Annotated in this window: 15 protein-coding genes and 2 pseudogenes; 9 read left to right on the forward strand and 8 right to left on the reverse strand. The window is 56.1% G+C overall.

Features of this window, described 5'->3' with window-relative positions; genetic code table 11:
• The 4 genes and pseudogenes from AB4Z52_RS34605 to AB4Z52_RS34620 form a co-directional block, all read right to left on the reverse strand.
• Positions 1-190 (reverse strand): annotated as a pseudogene (locus AB4Z52_RS34605) (IS5/IS1182 family transposase); the annotation flags it as partial.
• A 116-nt stretch (positions 191-306) separates the two neighbouring features.
• Positions 307-831 carry a hypothetical protein gene (locus tag AB4Z52_RS34610; RefSeq protein WP_442222353.1) on the reverse strand — a complete coding sequence of 175 codons (525 nt, stop codon included), beginning with the start codon at positions 829-831 and terminating at the stop codon, positions 307-309.
• A gap of 73 nt (positions 832-904) precedes the next feature.
• Positions 905-2,206, reverse strand: coding sequence for an NRAMP family divalent metal transporter (locus AB4Z52_RS34615; RefSeq protein ID WP_442222354.1), 1,302 nt, complete (start codon positions 2,204-2,206; stop codon positions 905-907).
• A 324-nt stretch (positions 2,207-2,530) separates the two neighbouring features.
• Positions 2,531-3,559, reverse strand: a complete 1,029-nt coding sequence (locus AB4Z52_RS34620) for a LysR family transcriptional regulator (protein ID WP_442222355.1) — start codon at positions 3,557-3,559, stop codon at positions 2,531-2,533.
• On the opposite strand from AB4Z52_RS34620, the gene AB4Z52_RS34625 reads away from it, so the two are divergent.
• The 5 genes from AB4Z52_RS34625 (at position 3,549) to cyoD (ending at position 9,505) form a co-directional block, all read left to right on the forward strand.
• Entirely contained in the window at positions 3,549-4,535 is a 987-nt protein-coding gene (locus AB4Z52_RS34625) for a quinone oxidoreductase family protein (RefSeq protein WP_442222356.1), read from the forward strand. The two genes, AB4Z52_RS34620 and AB4Z52_RS34625, sit on opposite strands and share 11 nt — an antisense overlap.
• A 788-nt stretch (positions 4,536-5,323) precedes the next feature.
• Entirely contained in the window at positions 5,324-6,460 is a 1,137-nt protein-coding gene (cyoA, locus tag AB4Z52_RS34630) for a ubiquinol oxidase subunit II (protein ID WP_442222357.1), read from the forward strand.
• A gap of 39 nt (positions 6,461-6,499) precedes the next feature.
• Positions 6,500-8,503: a cytochrome o ubiquinol oxidase subunit I gene (gene cyoB / locus AB4Z52_RS34635; protein ID WP_442222358.1), complete on the forward strand. Its 2,004-nt coding sequence runs from the start codon at positions 6,500-6,502 to the stop codon at positions 8,501-8,503.
• A gap of 4 nt (positions 8,504-8,507) precedes the next feature.
• Complete coding sequence (cyoC, locus tag AB4Z52_RS34640) at positions 8,508-9,128, forward strand: cytochrome o ubiquinol oxidase subunit III (protein ID WP_442222359.1); 621 nt, start codon at positions 8,508-8,510, stop codon at positions 9,126-9,128.
• Positions 9,125-9,505 (forward strand): cytochrome o ubiquinol oxidase subunit IV, encoded by a 381-nt coding sequence (cyoD, locus tag AB4Z52_RS34645; RefSeq protein WP_442222360.1) that lies wholly within the window; start codon positions 9,125-9,127, stop codon positions 9,503-9,505. The genes cyoC and cyoD overlap by 4 nt, the downstream gene beginning before the upstream one ends.
• Positions 9,506-9,626: 121 nt before the next feature.
• Here the strand turns inward: cyoD and AB4Z52_RS34650 are convergent, their stop codons facing one another.
• Positions 9,627-10,268, reverse strand: coding sequence for an FMN-dependent NADH-azoreductase (locus AB4Z52_RS34650; RefSeq protein ID WP_442222361.1), 642 nt, complete (start codon positions 10,266-10,268; stop codon positions 9,627-9,629).
• A gap of 470 nt (positions 10,269-10,738) precedes the next feature.
• On the reverse strand, positions 10,739-11,326 hold the full coding sequence (locus AB4Z52_RS34655) for an NUDIX domain-containing protein (protein WP_442222362.1): 588 nt from the start codon (positions 11,324-11,326) through the stop codon (positions 10,739-10,741).
• Between the two features lie 177 nt (positions 11,327-11,503).
• Between AB4Z52_RS34655 and AB4Z52_RS34660 the strand changes: the two genes are divergently transcribed.
• Both AB4Z52_RS34660 and AB4Z52_RS34665 read left to right on the forward strand, forming a co-directional pair.
• Positions 11,504-11,710 carry a hypothetical protein gene (locus tag AB4Z52_RS34660; RefSeq protein WP_442222363.1) on the forward strand — a complete coding sequence of 69 codons (207 nt, stop codon included), beginning with the start codon at positions 11,504-11,506 and terminating at the stop codon, positions 11,708-11,710.
• 233 nt (positions 11,711-11,943) lie between these two features.
• On the forward strand, positions 11,944-12,924 hold the full coding sequence (locus tag AB4Z52_RS34665; RefSeq protein WP_442222364.1) for an SDR family oxidoreductase: 981 nt from the start codon (positions 11,944-11,946) through the stop codon (positions 12,922-12,924).
• A gap of 280 nt (positions 12,925-13,204) precedes the next feature.
• Here AB4Z52_RS34665 and AB4Z52_RS34670 read toward each other — a convergent pair whose 3' ends face one another.
• Positions 13,205-14,011, reverse strand: a complete 807-nt coding sequence (locus AB4Z52_RS34670; RefSeq protein WP_442222365.1) for an MBL fold metallo-hydrolase — start codon at positions 14,009-14,011, stop codon at positions 13,205-13,207.
• Positions 14,012-14,129: 118 nt separating this feature from the next.
• Positions 14,130-14,360, reverse strand: a pseudogene (locus tag AB4Z52_RS34675) (DinB/UmuC family translesion DNA polymerase); the annotation flags it as partial.
• Positions 14,361-14,497: 137 nt separating this feature from the next.
• Here AB4Z52_RS34675 and AB4Z52_RS34680 point away from each other — a divergent pair.
• On the forward strand, positions 14,498-14,818 hold the full coding sequence (locus tag AB4Z52_RS34680) for a hypothetical protein (protein ID WP_442222366.1): 321 nt from the start codon (positions 14,498-14,500) through the stop codon (positions 14,816-14,818).
• Between the two features lie 818 nt (positions 14,819-15,636).
• A partial coding sequence (locus AB4Z52_RS34685) for a DUF982 domain-containing protein (protein ID WP_442222367.1) occupies positions 15,637-15,920 on the forward strand: 284 nt, incomplete at its 3' end.

The following is a 15,920-nucleotide window of genomic DNA, read 5'->3' on the forward strand; positions in this document are numbered from 1 at the left end:
CGGAATAGCGGGGCTTTCCGCCGCGGGTCGTTCTTCGCGGCGCATGCCACCTGGCCAAGGCTTCTTCTGTCAACCACAGCGTCAGACTGCCGCGCCGCCAAAGGCCCGCCTCGTATTCCGGCCAGTTTGTCACCTTGAATTTCATCTTCGGGACTCGGTGACGGCGGCTGGCATTGTGTTTGTAGGGCATCGGGCGAAGATCATGTCGTTGGCGATCTCGCCTGCCTATCGGCAAACCCTTGAAAAATGATCCACGCACCAACGCCATGCAGATCCACATACAGCGCTTTGTCAGGCAAGGTCAGCTCAGATCATCTGTGTTGGAGCACGTTGCCATTCGTAGAGCCGAGGTCCCGCTAAATTGCACTGAACGAGCAGCTTGGAGTCGTTTGACAGGATGCTTTCTGCATCAGCTTTCTCAGAAAAGCCGACGAAGATCATTCGCTGTGCTGCGCACAGCTGCCCTAGTCTGTAGGCAACATTGATCATGGCGATTGCTGTATCCGAGCGAGCCGTCAAAAATTGCCTGCGGCTGCCCACCATAACTTTTTCAGAATACGCATAGAATTCTTTCAGGCCGAAAAAATTATCAACTTCCAGCACCGTGGCATTATCGGACCAGGGTCGACACTCTCCTGTCTGAATGGCTTCGAAATAGCTCGCCCGGTGTAGTTGGCCACTAACCAAGTCTTCGCATAACTTGAAACCCCGGCCATTTCTGTAGATTGAAACTTCCACATGTGAAGTGTTGAAATCTTCGGTTCGCGCACGAATTTCGTTGATCAGTAGGCAAAGTGAACCGACATAGGTGTTGTACGATCTTGCCGTCATTTTTAACTCCAGTGATTGACGCACCATGTTGCCTCGGCCTTAGCGCCCCTCGCACACTTCGTCCCTTGAGCGGTCACCACCATGTGGAGATCAGACCGACGGCCGCGACCGCCATCACGGCGGTTGCCAGCCAGCCGACTATTTTCAAACCCCGATGAAGTTGAAAATCTCCCATTGCCGATCGGCGGCTAGACAGGTGCATCATCATCGCCATAACCGGGACTGCGACAATGCCGTTGATCACTGCACTCCAGAACAGTGCCTTGATCGGATCGATCGGACTGAAATTAAGCCCGACGCCGAGCAATGTCGCAACTGCGATGGCTCCATAGAATGCCTTGGCTCTTCCCGCTTTGCGCGAAAGCCCCACATGCCACCCAAATGTCTCCCCGAGCGCATAGGCGGATGAACCTGCGAGGACCGGAAGGGCAAGCATGCCTGTGCCGATGATACCGAGTGCGAACACGAGAAAGGCGAAAGGTCCAGCGATAGGCCGAAGCGCTTCGGCTGCCTGCGAAGATGTCTGGATGTCGGTCAATCCATGAGCGTTCAAAGTCGCTGCGGTCGTCACAATGATGAACAATGCGACGGCATTGGAAATGCCCATTCCGATATATGTGTCCAAACTGATGCGGCGAAATTCGGAACTTGCCTGGTCGGGCGCGCGTGCGAGTGGCTTTGATATCGCTCGTTCTTTGAGTTCCTCGACTTCTTCTTCGGCCTGCCAGAAAAACAGATAGGGGCTGATGGTAGTCCCGAGGATCGCGACCACTGCGGTAAGGTAGGGGGCGTCGTATGTTATTTGGGGAACGATCAGATTATACCCGACAGTTCCCCAAGGAATATGGACGACCAGGGCAACTCCAACATAGGCAAATAGCGACAGCGTCAGCCACTTCAGCACCGATACGTAGCGGGAGTAACGAGAGAAGACTTCCAGCAATACCGTCACAAGAGCAAAGAGCGCCACATACACAAGGGATGGACCACCAACAAGCAATTTGAGTGCGGCGCCCATCGCGCCGAGGTCAGCGCCGATATTGATGATGTTGGCCACGACCAGCAGTGACACGATCGCGTATACGAGGCCAATTGGATAGTGGTGCTTTAGATTGCCGGCAATGCCGCGCCCTGTTACCCGACCGATCCTTGCGCTAATTTCCTGAATTGCACACATCAAAGGCCAGCTGAAAAGCATGACCCAAGCCATCCCGTAGCCGAACTGAGCTCCGACCTGCGAGTAGGTGGCGATACCGCTCGGATCGTCATCGGATGCCCCGGTGATCAGACCAGGTCCGAGGACCTGCAGCAATTTAGGACGGTCTGGTTGCTTGATCGTTTCCACAGGATTCGGTTCGATCGGGGTGGTGTCCATTGCAGCTTGTTGCCTTTTAGTTGCCGAGCGACGTCGAGTGCTTGGTGTCTGCGGCCTCCACGCGAGGCAGCTAGCCGATAAGCAAATTTGGACGGACTTTAGAAAGCATGTAACTAAACATTGGTTTGGGGTACTTCGACCCGACGCCGCCAGTGATATGACAAGTCCGGGGTCAGGGGATTGACGGAAGGAAGAGAACGGCAGTTGTGCTGCAGCTCGTGGGGAGGTCTCTCCATCAGAGATGGATCGCCTTTCGCAGTTGGCGTGATTCTGGATGACTTCCCGCAGGTCGGCTACCGCATCGCGGCTGGATGTCAGTTCGGCCTATTCCTGATGAAGCTCGTCCGCCAGGAAGTCGATAAAGGCTCGAACGCGATGACTAGGCGCACTGCCGTTCGTCACCGCATACAAATTGGCGCTATCAGGCAGGAACTTGTCGAGTGCCGTCACCAGCGCACCCGAAGCCAATTCTTCGCGGATATCCCAGGCAAGGCTCAGAACGACGCCGTAGCCTTTCAAAGCCCAGCGTTTCATTACGGAGCCGTCGTTCGTCACGCGATTTCCAGAGACCCGGATTGAAACTGCCTTGTCGCCATCCATGAAATGCCAGGTCGAAAACGTCGTTGCCGGCCTCGACACCACGATGCAATTGTGGCCCGCAAGATCGTCAGGATGTGCCGGCAAGCCACGCGAGGCCCAATATGAGGGCGCGGCACAAACAACGCGCTTTCCACGCAATATTAGCCGGGCTTTTAGTAAAGAATCTCGCAGAGGTCCGTTTCGTACCGCCAGATCGATGTTGTGCTCGACAAGATCGATAACGGCGTCCGAGAGATGCAAATCTATGGAAATGCCTGAGTGTAGTTCCATAAATTGGTCAATCAGCGGAACAATTTTGGTCCTACCAAAGTCAACGGTCGAGGTCATCCTGATAGGGCCCCGCAGCGCGCCTCCTTTTACCCCTCCGATGGAGGCGTCCCAGTCTGCCAACAATCGCCGGGCATCCGACAGGAACTGTAGTCCTTCGTATGTGAATGAAAGCCGCCGCGTTGATCGTCTGATCAATGGCGTGCCTGCTTGCTCCTCCAACTGTTGCAGTGCCACCGTAGCGGTCGATGTCGCAACCGAGCTCTGTCGCGCCGCCGCGGACAGGCTTCCCGCCTCCGCGATGCTGACGAAGAGGCGTAGCGCATCCAAGGTGTCCATTTCTCGCAAATCCCGAAAGGTACTCTCGAAGAGGCCATGATTATCAAACGAACGGAAATGATCAATTGTCCAATACGACAATTTTGGAGACGACCACTCAATCGCAGTGGCGCTTTTCGACTGAAAGGAAATTTGAATGTCGGTCAAAGCACGAGCAGCGCGCATTCATCAGTATGGTGCGCCAGAGGTTCTAGAATTCGAAGACATCCTGATCCCAGACCCCGGTGACGGAGAGGCCCTTGTCCGCAGCACGGTCATCGGTCTTAATTTTGTGGATGTCTATTTCAGACGCGGCACAATGGAGGTCCCGTCGTTTCCGGCTGTTATCGGAAATGAGGCAGCGGGGATCGTCGAGGCTATCGGACGCAACGTTTCGTCCGTAAAAGTGGGCGACCGCGTCGTTTTCGGTCACAGCACAGGCGCTTACGCCACCGCTGGTCTCCATCCCGCCGACCGATTGGCGGTCATTCCGGACGGCGTCTCCGACGAGCAGGCTGCGGCCAGCTTCCTCAAGGGATTGACGGCGAGATATCTGGTCAAGGACGTTGTCCCGCTGAAGCCCGGCGATACGATCCTCTATCATGCCGCAGCCGGCGGTGTGGGCCAGATCTTCGTGCAGTGGGCAAAGTCACTCGGGTATCGTGTCATTGGAACAGTATCCAGCGATGGCAAGGCAGATATTGCGCGCCAGGCGGGATGTGACCACGTCATCAATTATAGCACGGAAGATTTCGTTGCGCGTACCTTCGAACTGACTGGTGGACTTGGCGTAGATGCGGTCTTCGATTCCGTCGGAGAAGATACCTTCCGTGGATCCCTTGCTGTGCTCAAAGTTCGTGGCACTTTGGTCCAATTCGGCAAGGCGTCTGGTGAGATTACTCCCATCGATCCCTATGTCCTTGCTCCGAAAAGCCTGCATCTCACATGGGGGAGGCTGGATCACTACGTGGTAACGCCGACCCAGACGGCCGCAGCCGCTGACGATCTGTTTGCGGGGATAAAATCAGGCGTCTTAAAGGTCGATCCTACCCGCATCTATTCATTCGAAGACGTGGTCGAGGCTCATCGCGATCTGGAAGAGCGACGCACGACGGGTTCGGCGGTCCTTCGTGTAACACAATAGCCAAGGGCGCGCGAAGGATCATCCCACCAGATAGCAACTGGCGCAGCAACTTGCATTGTCGATTGCACCAGCTACTCTGGCCAAGTTGATTACTCATCGGCCTCAAGCGTACTATTTCCCGACGGGCAACGGTACGCTTGAGCGACGCTGCCATTTTCTGATCCAACTGTCACTGTGCCAAGAGATGGCGCTATCCATGTCACGCTTGGCCCTCCCGCAAGGAACATCGCCAATAGCCGCGGCGAATGACGACGTCATATTTGTCGACTGCCACTTCCGGCCTGGAGGATTATGCCTGCTGGCCATAGATACCGCCGGACACCGCTTCATTTTTTCAAATGGCTCCAGTGAGAAGTTCCCATTCTCCTCGAGGACGATCGCGTACTCAGCGGCGTCTGCTCGATCGAATGCTTCAGTTGCGATGTGATGGCTGCTCTGTAGCAAGTGTTCGTTCCCGAGCGTGGAGCCAGCTCTAAATTGGGTCAACGCAAACCAATGTTAGGGATGCAAGGCTAAATCTCCCGAGGTATTCCAGCACTCGTGAGCCGTGTTAACCGGACACGATGGAGATGATGAACGCAGGACTTTTTCCGGTTTCTTCCTGCGGCTAACGAAATGGCAGTCGAGCGTCCAACCCATCCGGCTCTGAACAGTCAAGGCCGACCGAGCAGGCGTCGGCCTTGGCTACCATTCGACAGGATCCAGCCCGCTAAGGGCCGAATGGGCCAAGGTGCTGGCATTGGGTTTGAGGATCCTTGCATATCTGAGCCATCACGAAAGTTTTGATCATGCTGACCTTCAAGGCGCTCTCGAATACCTTGCTTTTGCCCATGGTTGCGACGCTTGGGGGATGCAATTTTGTTGTGATATCGCCTTCTGGTGATATCGCTACGCAACAGCGCGACCTCATCCTCACCGCAACGGTCCTGATGCTGCTCATCATCGTGCCGGTGATGTTCCTGATATCCCTGTTTGCATGGCGCTACAGGGAATCCAACACGGCAGCGCGCTACGAGCCTGACTGGCATCATTCCACCCATCTCGAGCTGGTGATTTGGTCGGCTCCGCTGGTCATCATCATCGCTCTGAGCGCCGTCACCTGGATCAGCACCCACCAACTCGATCCCTTCCGCCCGCTGGAACGGATCGATCCGTTGACACCGATTAACGACAAGACGAAGCCGCTCAACGTCGAAGTCGTGGCGATGGACTGGAAGTGGCTGTTCTTCTACCCGGACCTCGGCATCGCCACGGTCAACGAGCTGGCAGCGCCGGTCAACACGCCGATCAATTTCAAAGTCACCGCGACCTCCGTCATGAATTCGTTTTACGTGCCGGCGCTGGCAGGGCAGATCTACGCCATGCCGGGCATGGAGACGAGGCTTCACGCCGTCATCAACAATCCCGGCGAATTTGAAGGTTTCTCGGCGAACTATAGCGGTCCCGGCTTCGCAGGGATGCGCTTCAAGTTCCATGGTGTGAGTCAGGCCGACTTCGACCAGTGGGTCCAGAAGGCGAAGAAGCAGGGTTTGGCACTCAGTACCGATGCCTATCTGAAGTTAGCCAAGCCGAGCGAACGCAATCCCGTCCAGTACTACGCCTCATTCGACGATGCGCTCTACGGCAGGATTCTGAACATGTGTGCCACGCCCGGCAAGATGTGCCAAAGCGACATGATGATGATCGACCAGAAGGGCGGTGCAGGCAAGCAAAGCGAACAGAATCGCGAACGCCTGATGCAGGACGCAGCGCCAATCGACCAGTTCGGCGCGCCGAATGCAGCGGACTATTTCGGTTACGACACCTCGGTCCATCGCGAGACTGCGCTGAAGTCTGCGGCGAACGGCAATTCGATGCAGGGGATGGACATGCCCGGCACGGGTATGTCCGGGAAGAAGTTCTCGCAGCTGCGCGAGGGTAACTGACACCTGGCATCAAAACGATAGTAACGAACGGGCAGAACGATGTTTTCCAATTCCGATCTCCAAAAGTTCATATTCGGTCGGCTGACGCTCGACTCGATGCCCTATCACGAGCCGATTTTGGTCGCGACGTTCATAGGTGTGGTTTTGGGCGGCTTAGCTCTGCTTGGGGTCATCACCTATTTCAAGTCCTGGGGTTACCTCTGGAACGAATGGTTCACGAGTGTTGATCACAAGAAGATCGGCATCATGTACGTCGTCTTAGCGATCGTTATGCTCATCCGGGGGTTTTCTGACGCGCTGATGATGCGCACGCAGCAGGCGCTTGCGTTCAACGGCTCCGATGGCTTCCTGCCGCCGCACCATTACGATCAGGTGTTCACTGCCCACGGCGTCATCATGATCTTCTTTATGGCGATGCCCTTTATTACAGGGCTCATGAACCTCGTTGTTCCTCTTCAGATCGGCGCGCGCGATGTGTCCTTCCCCTTCCTAAACAATCTCTCGTTCTGGATGACCACCGCAGGAGTTATCGTTATCATGATGTCGTTGTTCATCGGCGAATTCGCGCGTACTGGCTGGCTGGCCTATCCACCTCTGTCGGAATCCCAATACAGCCCCGGCGTTGGCGTCGATTATTATATTTGGGGCCTGCAGATCGCAGGTATCGGCACAACGCTTTCGGGCATCAATCTGGTTGCCACGATCATCAAGATGCGCGCGCCCGGCATGACAATGATGAAGATGCCAATCTTCACCTGGACCTCGCTCTGCACCAACATCCTGATCGTCGCCAGTTTCCCGATCCTGACCGCAACGCTCGTTCTCCTGACGCTCGATCGCTATGTCGGCACGAACTTCTTCACGAACAATCTCGGCGGCAATCCGATGATGTACGTCAACCTCATCTGGATCTGGGGTCACCCGGAAGTCTACATTCTCGTGCTTCCTGCCTTCGGAATTTTCTCGGAGGTCGTGGCGACCTTCAGTTGCAAGCGTCTTTTTGGTTACGCCTCGATGGTCTACGCCACTTGCGTGATCATGATCCTCTCCTACCTTGTCTGGCTGCATCACTTCTTCACCATGGGTTCGGGCGCGAGCGTCAACTCCTTCTTCGGTATCACCACGATGATCATCTCCATCCCGACAGGGGCGAAGATCTTCAACTGGCTTTTCACGATGTATCGTGGTCGTATCCGCTATGAGCCGCCGATGCTTTGGACCGTTGGCTTCATGGCAACCTTTGTAATCGGCGGCATGACGGGCGTGATGCTCGCCGTTCCTCCGGCAGATTTCGTGCTCCACAACTCGCTCTTCCTGGTCGCGCACTTCCATAACGTCATCATCGGCGGCGTGGTGTTCGGCCTTATGGCCGGTCTGAATTATTGGTTCCCTAAAGCGTTTGGCTTCAAACTCGATCCGTTCTGGGGGAAGGTTTCCTTCTGGTTCTGGCTAATCGGCTTCTGGTTCGCCTTCATGCCTCTCTACGTTCTCGGCCTGATGGGCGTAACCCGACGACTGAGCCAGTTCGACGATCCGTCCTTGCAGATCTGGTTCATTGTTGCTGCGTTTGGCGCAGGCCTCATCGCGATAGGAATTGCCAGCCTCATCATCCAGTTGATTGTAAGCTTCGTCAGACGCGATGAGCTGCGCGATTGGACTGGCGATCCCTGGAACGGCCGCACGATGGAATGGGCGACGTCTTCGCCGCCACCGGAATACAACTTCGCCATGACGCCTGTTGTCTACGATCACGATTCCTGGTGGGACATGAAGAAGCGCGGCTATGTACGCCCGACCGTCGGCTTCATTCCGATCCACATGCCGAAAGGCACCGGCACAGGTGTCGTCCTCGGTGCGTTTAGCGTGACACTGGCCTTTGGGATGATTTGGTACATGTGGTGGCTCGCGGTCGTGTCGTTCATCGCAATAATCGCGGTCTCGATCGGTCACACCTTCAATTACCAACGGGACTTTTACAAGCCGGTTTGCGAAGTTGAGGAAATCGAAGACAGGCGCACTCGGATCCTCGCGGGTATGAGGTGAGGGCATGAATAAAGCGCCGCTCGACATAGTTCCCGCTCCCGTTTTCTACCTGACGGAGGAACATCATCCCGAAGGCAGCACGATGCTCGGCTTCTGGCTCTACATCATGAGTGACTGCCTGATCTTCGCAGTGCTCTTTGCCACCTATGCCGTACTCGGCCACAATTATGCGGCAGGTCCTTCCCCGAAGGACCTGTTCGAACTGCCCGTCGTGGCGCTCAACACCTCCATGCTGCTTTTCTCTTCGATCACCTATGGCTTCGCGATGCTGGCGATGCAGAAGAACAACCAGAGGGGAACGCTACTCTGGCTTGCCGCTACGGGCCTGTTCGGAGCGGTCTTCATCCATCTCGAACTCAACGAGTTCTATCACCTGATCGTCGAGGGTGCCGGCCCGCAGCGCAGCGCCTTCCTCTCGTCTTTCTTTACCCTGGTCGGCACGCACGGACTGCATGTGACGGTCGGTATCGTCTGGCTGATCACGCTGATGATCCAAGTCGCCAAGAAGGGCTTGATACCGGAAAACCAGTGCCGCCTGATGTGCCTATCGATGTTCTGGCACTTCCTCGACGTCGTCTGGATCGGCGTCTTCTCCATCGTCTATCTCCTGGGAGTTCTCGGATGACGTTCAACGCACAAAGCCCAGGCAGGCACTATGGCGGCCACGAGGCCAGCCAGGGTTCGTTCAAGAGCTATATGACGGGCTTCGTGTTGTCGGTCATCCTGACGGCCATTCCCTTCTGGCTTGTCATGGCCGCGGCGTTTTCGGATCCGGTCGTGACTGCTTTGGTCATTGTGATTTTTGGAGCGATCCAGATCATCGTGCACATGGTCTACTTCCTGCACCTGGACACTAAGTCAGAAGGCGGTTGGAACATGATGGCGCTGATGTTCACGCTTTTTCTCATAGCCGTAGCGCTCAGCGGCTCGCTCTGGGTGATGTATCACTTGAACATCAACATGGTGCCCATGTCGCCAGAGATGACGAGGTCGCTTCCCTAAAGCGTCCCCAGTCTTTCGCATAGACGTTTGGAGAGGACTCTATCCGGCCTTCCTCACGCACGCCGAACATCAGCCTTGAGCAGTGAACGACGCCTTTCTTCCATGGCAGGGATCCATTGTCTCAGTGAAACTGTGACCAAAGGGCGTGCACACGCTCGTGCGTGATCGCGGGGGCCGCATTCGACAATATCGAAAGTGCCTCTGCTGCCGGCAGCATGGAATTCAGCTTTCCAGACTGCATGTGGTCCAGAACGAAGAACTCAATGCTCTTGATGCCCATGATACCGAAAATCGCTCTGAGGTAATTTCGCAGGAACTCGGGGTGCTCGCCGTCTCTGAAGCTACCGCCCGACGAGATGACAGCAAAAACAGGGCGGTCTTTTAGGAGGCCGACGGTTTTGTCGTCCGAATAGCGATAGGTTCGATGAGACCGCACAACATGGTCAACCCATGCCTTGAGGACTGAAGGTACCGACAAATTGTGCATTGGCGTCGCGAGGACGATCGCATTGCTCTCTTCGAGTTCTTCAATCAACTCGTCGGAAAGGCGGAAAGTACCGTGCTCGAAGTCCCCGGCACCAAGTTCCTTCGGACCTAGGGAAAACTCGCAGTCGATGTGGGGCATGGTTCGCGAATTCAAGCACCGCACGGTCACCTGCGACGACGGCTCGCAGGCTACCAACTTTTCAACGATGTGTCTTGAAAAGCCGGCACTTTGGGAGGCATGTCCCTTGGGGCTGCAGATGAGGTGTAGAATATTCATGCTATTGCTCGCAGTCGCGTTTGATCGATTGGGGTTGGCATCAAAGCCGGCCCGCTTTCAATCTGACGGAACCAAGCTATTGGACTATCGGTCGGCGAGGGACGAGCTTCGATTCAAGGCGATCACGTCGAAAGCTTCTGCCAAGTTTCTGTCACTTTCACCTACACGAAGAGTAATTGGGCGGATATTAAACGGGTCGGAGCTGGCCTGGATACTATACATCGGTTTAAGTAGGTCGGGCGGATTCAACGGACGAACCGTACGCGCCTTTCGAAGGCTCGGGGCTTTGGGGCATCTATGAAGTCGATCAGGTCCCTGGAGTTCAAGGGTGTTGAGTTCCACGTCGTTTTCACCCAGATATTCATTTCGCGCCGATCATCAAAGCGGTCGAGAATCTTCGTGGCACTTTGCCTTATTAATATCGCCGTTGGTCGCTTTCCATGGAAAAATGGGTCGAAAGGATGTGGAACTTAACGGCGCTGACCTGCGTCGAAGACCTTCGGTGCTCTGGTCGATGAAACCAGTCGGCGTAAATAGGAGAAATACCTACGCACGTGCCTTGTGTGCGTCTCAAACGCACACTCGACGGCTTCTGTCTGGATGTGGACGGCCAGAACCTCCTCCGGGTCGGGCACAAAGTTGCCCCAGGCAATCTTCGCCGTATGGAAAGCGAAAATAAGATTGATGTTGCCTTCGATGGATTCGACGGACTGTAGCATCAGCTTTCGGGGATCAAGAACCACCCCGGTTTCTTCACGGACCTCGCGCACTCCTGCCTCTTGCCAAGTCTCGTTCCTGCCTTGGAAACCGCCCGGTAGCGCGAGCTTGCCGTATCCATCGGGCAGGGCACGGCGGATCATCAAGAGGCCGTCATTGACTTCGGCCATGACGACGACGACCGTTCCGGGGTTGTCGTGGGCCCTGCGAAGTTCGAGTATCGTTGCCTCGACATCTTCGCGCAGGCTGCGAAAGGCGTCCGCCTGCTTGTTCCAGCTATCGAGCATGTTGCCATCTCGTATTGCTTTTTCCAACCGGGCGACAGTGGCCTCGTGGTCCATCGCGTTTTCTTCCTAGCCCTCATTTCGATTCGCCGTATATATCGCTACAAAACCAATACCGCTCTTAAATTTGGTAGACCACACCGACTTTCGGTCTTGCCACGGTCGCGCTTACCGACAACCGTGGCGCGCGGATCAGCGAATTCCCGATGAACTTGCAGGTGGCGCGGGCCGCTCGTGAGGCCGGCGATCATCGCTTCGATCGGCGCCCCCGACATGATCCGTGAGGGCCTCTGCGACATTCTAGCCTCGGACTATTACTATCCTGCGATGCTGCTCGGCCTGGCAAGGCTCAAGAGCGATGGCATCGCACCGCTCCATGCGCTTTGGCCGCTCGTCTCCGACAATCCGGCTCGCGCTTTGGGCTCTCCGATCGCGGCGTGATAGAGGTCGGCAAGCGGGCGGACCTCGTGTTGGTCGAATGGCCGGAAGGCGCGGCACCCGTGGTGCATCGCAGCCGGGTCGCCGGCCGGGAAGCGTATGGCTCGGCTCCTGCCGGCTGCTGAAGCAGGGGCGTGCGAGAGGCAGCTTCCCCAATTTGCGGGAGACGCCTACGCTCTTTCGCGCTATGAAACCCGATCACAGGTTCCGCTGCGTTCGACACTGAGGTCCTTTAAATGGCTCTGAAAATCCTTTTCGTTGGCGGTACCGGCCAGATTTCATATCCATGCGTCGATCGCGCCGTTGCTCAGGGCCACCATGTCAGGGTCTATAACCGCGGTTTGAGTGGCTACTCGCTGCCTGTGGGCGTGACCTCGATCGTTGGCGAACTCGCCTCGCCCGCCTATGCCGATCTCGCCAAGGCCAATTATGACGTTGTGTGCCAGTTCATTGCCTTTACGCCCGATCAGGTCGCACGCGACATTGAGGTTTTTGCGGGGCACTGCGGCCAGTACATCTTCATCTCTTCGGCCTCGGTTTATGAAAAGCCGCCTCGCCACTATTTGATTACCGAGCAGACACCGGCGATCAACCCCTACTGGCCCTATAGCCAAGCCAAGATTGCCTGCGAGGCGCTGCTCAAGAATGCCCAGAATCTGGCCTGGACCATCGTCCGCCCCAGCCACACCGTTCGCACGGGCCTGCCCATCATGGTTGGTGCCAGCGACGTTATGGCGAGACGCATGCTGGATGGCGAGCCCATCATCGTGGCGGGCGACGGCCACACGCCCTGGACGCTGACCCGCTCGGTTGATTTCGCGGTGCCCTTTGTTGGACTTTTCGGCAAGCCGGCGGCGCTGAACGAGATTTTCCATATCACCTCCGATCGTGCTCACATCTGGGACGATATTCAAAAGGCAATCGCCAGATTGCTGGGTGTCGAGGCCAAGATCGTCCACGTACCGACGGACACCTTGGTCAAATACAATCCGGAATGGGTAGGCCCTCTGCTGGGCGACAAGGCCTGGACGGCAATCTTCGACAATTCAAAGGTCAAAAGCGTCGCAGGCGAATTCACCTGCGCCGAGAGCCTTGATGAAATTCTGGCGGAGCCGGTCAAGCACCTCAAGCAGCGCCTGGCCAAGAGCCGTCCGCCAAAGGCCGATCTTGATGCTTTGGTCGACCGGATTTGCGCGGCGCAAAGCGCTCTCGGGTAGTCAGGTCGATTGATGTGCTTAACGCGTCCTGGGTCATCGTGCCGCGCTGATATTTAACGACTTGGCGGAAGAGACCCCGAGCTCTCGCGGTGGTCGGCGGTTTTAGCTTGCTGAAGCATCGGCCCGACTTGCCATCGCCACATTCCTCGCTCTTGCAGCTGGCTCGCCCCTGATGGGCAATTGCAAGCCTCACCGAGAGGTAACCCGTTATAGGAATACCCATGGGAGCGCAGTGTGGGAAAAATCAACGGTGTGCTGAGGATGCAGTGATTGCGGTGCGTCAGCCGTCGATGGCCTTTATGTATCTTTCCACCGACCGTTCCACGACACGAGAGCCAGCCTCTTTGATCGTTCTGCCCGCGAATGCACCGTAAATCGCCTCAAATCGATATGGCCGGACCGCCTCCGATATGCCTCTCACAGTTTTAGTGTTGAGCGGAATGAGGTTCGGATAGCTCCGCATGAAACTTACATGCTGACGATCGAGGGTCACTTGCATCGTGTCGCCCACGAACAGAGCGCCCCGTCCATCTTCCAGCCAAGGACAGTGAAGCACCGAGCTGCCAGCGAAGTGGCCGGCGCAGCGGATCACCGTTGCCTGACCCAATTGCAGAGTTTCACCCTTCCACGGGTGAAGCGCCGGACCAAATCTCTGCGCCCACTCGCGGTCATCGGCGTGGAGATGGATCGGCACACCGCCACAGGCATTGCTCCACTCGACCATCGAGGAGTAGAAATGAGGGTGCGAAATCACGATTGCCGCAAGGCCGCCCATCGCAGCAATTCGGGCTGCACTTGTCTCGTCAACGAGGCTGACGCAATCCCAAAGCATGTTGCCATCCGGTCCTTCGATCAGGAAGGCACGCTGCCCAATCGCGAAATCCGGTGAGATCTGCAGGCTGTGTACGCCCTTTGCTTCCTCGATCCAGATCACGCTGTGCGTCCGGTTGATCGCGGCCATGTCCGTCCAGTCTTGCCCCGACTGTGGTACGAACTGGCGGTCGTCTTCGCAGACCGGGCAGGCTCGCGGCCGCTCCGAACTCTCGCTGAATTGTGTGCCGCAGGCGATGCAGATAAAACAAGTCATTCTCAACTCCTCAACAGCCTGGCTGCGGGTTTCCGATCTTGGAACAGATCATGCCGCGCCGTTCCTCACTTGCTCTGTTATTTCGCCCGCGTAGATTGAACCAAAGTGCCCAGGCAAGCTACGGCTCGCCTTGATAGTCGTCATCGAGAGAAGAAAGCGTTATGCCGAGCAGTCGAATGCCTTTCGCAGCGGGAAAGATCGGCGTTAGCAACAACTCCATGATATCCACGATTTCGGCGGCAATCGCCACCGGCGCCACTGCTGTCTTGCTCCGGGTAGTCTGCGTGAAATCTTCCCAATGCACCTTCAACGCAACAGTCGTGCCACGAATGCCGTTGGCTTCGCAATAGCGCCTGGATCAACCGCCCGCGTTCAGCGAGCGTCGGACACAACAAGCCGGCACCATCAAGGGATAGATCGTGATTGATTAATATATCGTACTGCGATATATTAATCATGTTGAATCAAGTGCCACAGGAGTGACTGATGAATAAAGTTACGTCGGGCGATCTCAAACTGAAATCTGATGAGCTGGAAAGGCGCCTCAGTGCGCTTCGCCTCGGACCGAGAGCCAAACATTTTCCCGAATTGTCGGACGCAAACTGCCATGTTGAAGATGACCGAATGAATGCCATTCATCACCGGCTTCGCAGAAAACTGGATCGTGCAAATGGTATGAGCTGGGAGTTGCTGAAGCTCGAATGGCGATACGACCTCGCGCTGCTCGCTTACGGTTTGGCGGTCTATGCCAGTCATCTCGACACGCGATTCAATGGGATCCAACCGGACGCGAACCAACTGGTTTGAATGCGCGGATGCCACGCTCCACGAGAGAGACAATGCGAAAGAGCCGACACGGCCCGAGAGCCGGAGGCTGTTTCGGCGCCTTGGTTTTTTCTACCCCTTAAGCCGAGCTCCGTGAGCGTTTCAGCATCTGCCGCACCGATCTCTCCCAGATTCTTTTTGCGCCGCCATCCATCACGAACCTGGGATGAAACGTTGAAACGCTGGCTTGCGGTCTGGTTCATTGTTTTGATAGCCGGGCTCTGGATAATACAGACAGGCTTCCGATTTCCCCCGGGACCCTCGTCCGATGAAATTGCAGCGCTTTTGCATCTCCAGATACAGAGATCTTCCTGCCAGGCAGCGACCGAGACACGCGGATATTGGTGCAGCTATGCGTCAAGCGTTGGCTCACATAATTTCACAGGAAGAAGGAGGTTTTTAAAGGTAGATGGAAGATGGCGAACCGTCGAATAGATTGTGCCTAGTGTCGTCTGGCAGAAGTTTATAGGGTCTTGCTCATATGTGGCCCGGTTTCGTCGTTGGGAAGGACGAGGATCAGCTTGACGATGTCGTCATCCCTCTGCTGCGATGATGCCGATCTCTGCCATGTGTGCACGTAAGCCGTCGCCTTCGCGACGATCCGCGCTTCGCCTCATTGGGCCACTCGGGTCGCCCTGAAGCCCGTGAACACCGGCGCGTCGGCTTCAATCGTCCTTTACTTCGATCCCCGAAAGGTGGCGTTTGAACATCGCTTACGTTTTTCGCGAGGGTGATGCGTTTTGACGAAACTTTGTGCGACGACGTGCGTTATCTGACTTCAGCCAAACTAAGGCTTTCCCATGTACGCCGTGTGGTTTTGCAAGCCAGTATCTGTCGGCACCAACGTCGCCGGCGACATCCGAAACCGCACCAGTGCTAGGCACGCTTTTGACTTGCTCACCGAACAGCGGAGTAGCGGCGGAACCAACAAGTATAGACCAGCGCTGCGGGCATGGCAGCATGCCTTGAACGTCAACCTTCCCGCCGACATTGTCAGAGAAGTTCTTATCAAAGCGGCGGGAAGCGGACATGTTGGTCGGCTGATTTGCGCGTGGACAAGAGACAACGCCGCATCGAGGTCGAT

It is taken from the genome of Rhizobium sp. 2YAF20, from assembly GCF_052114685.1.
Lineage (GTDB): Bacteria > Pseudomonadota > Alphaproteobacteria > Rhizobiales > Rhizobiaceae > Rhizobium.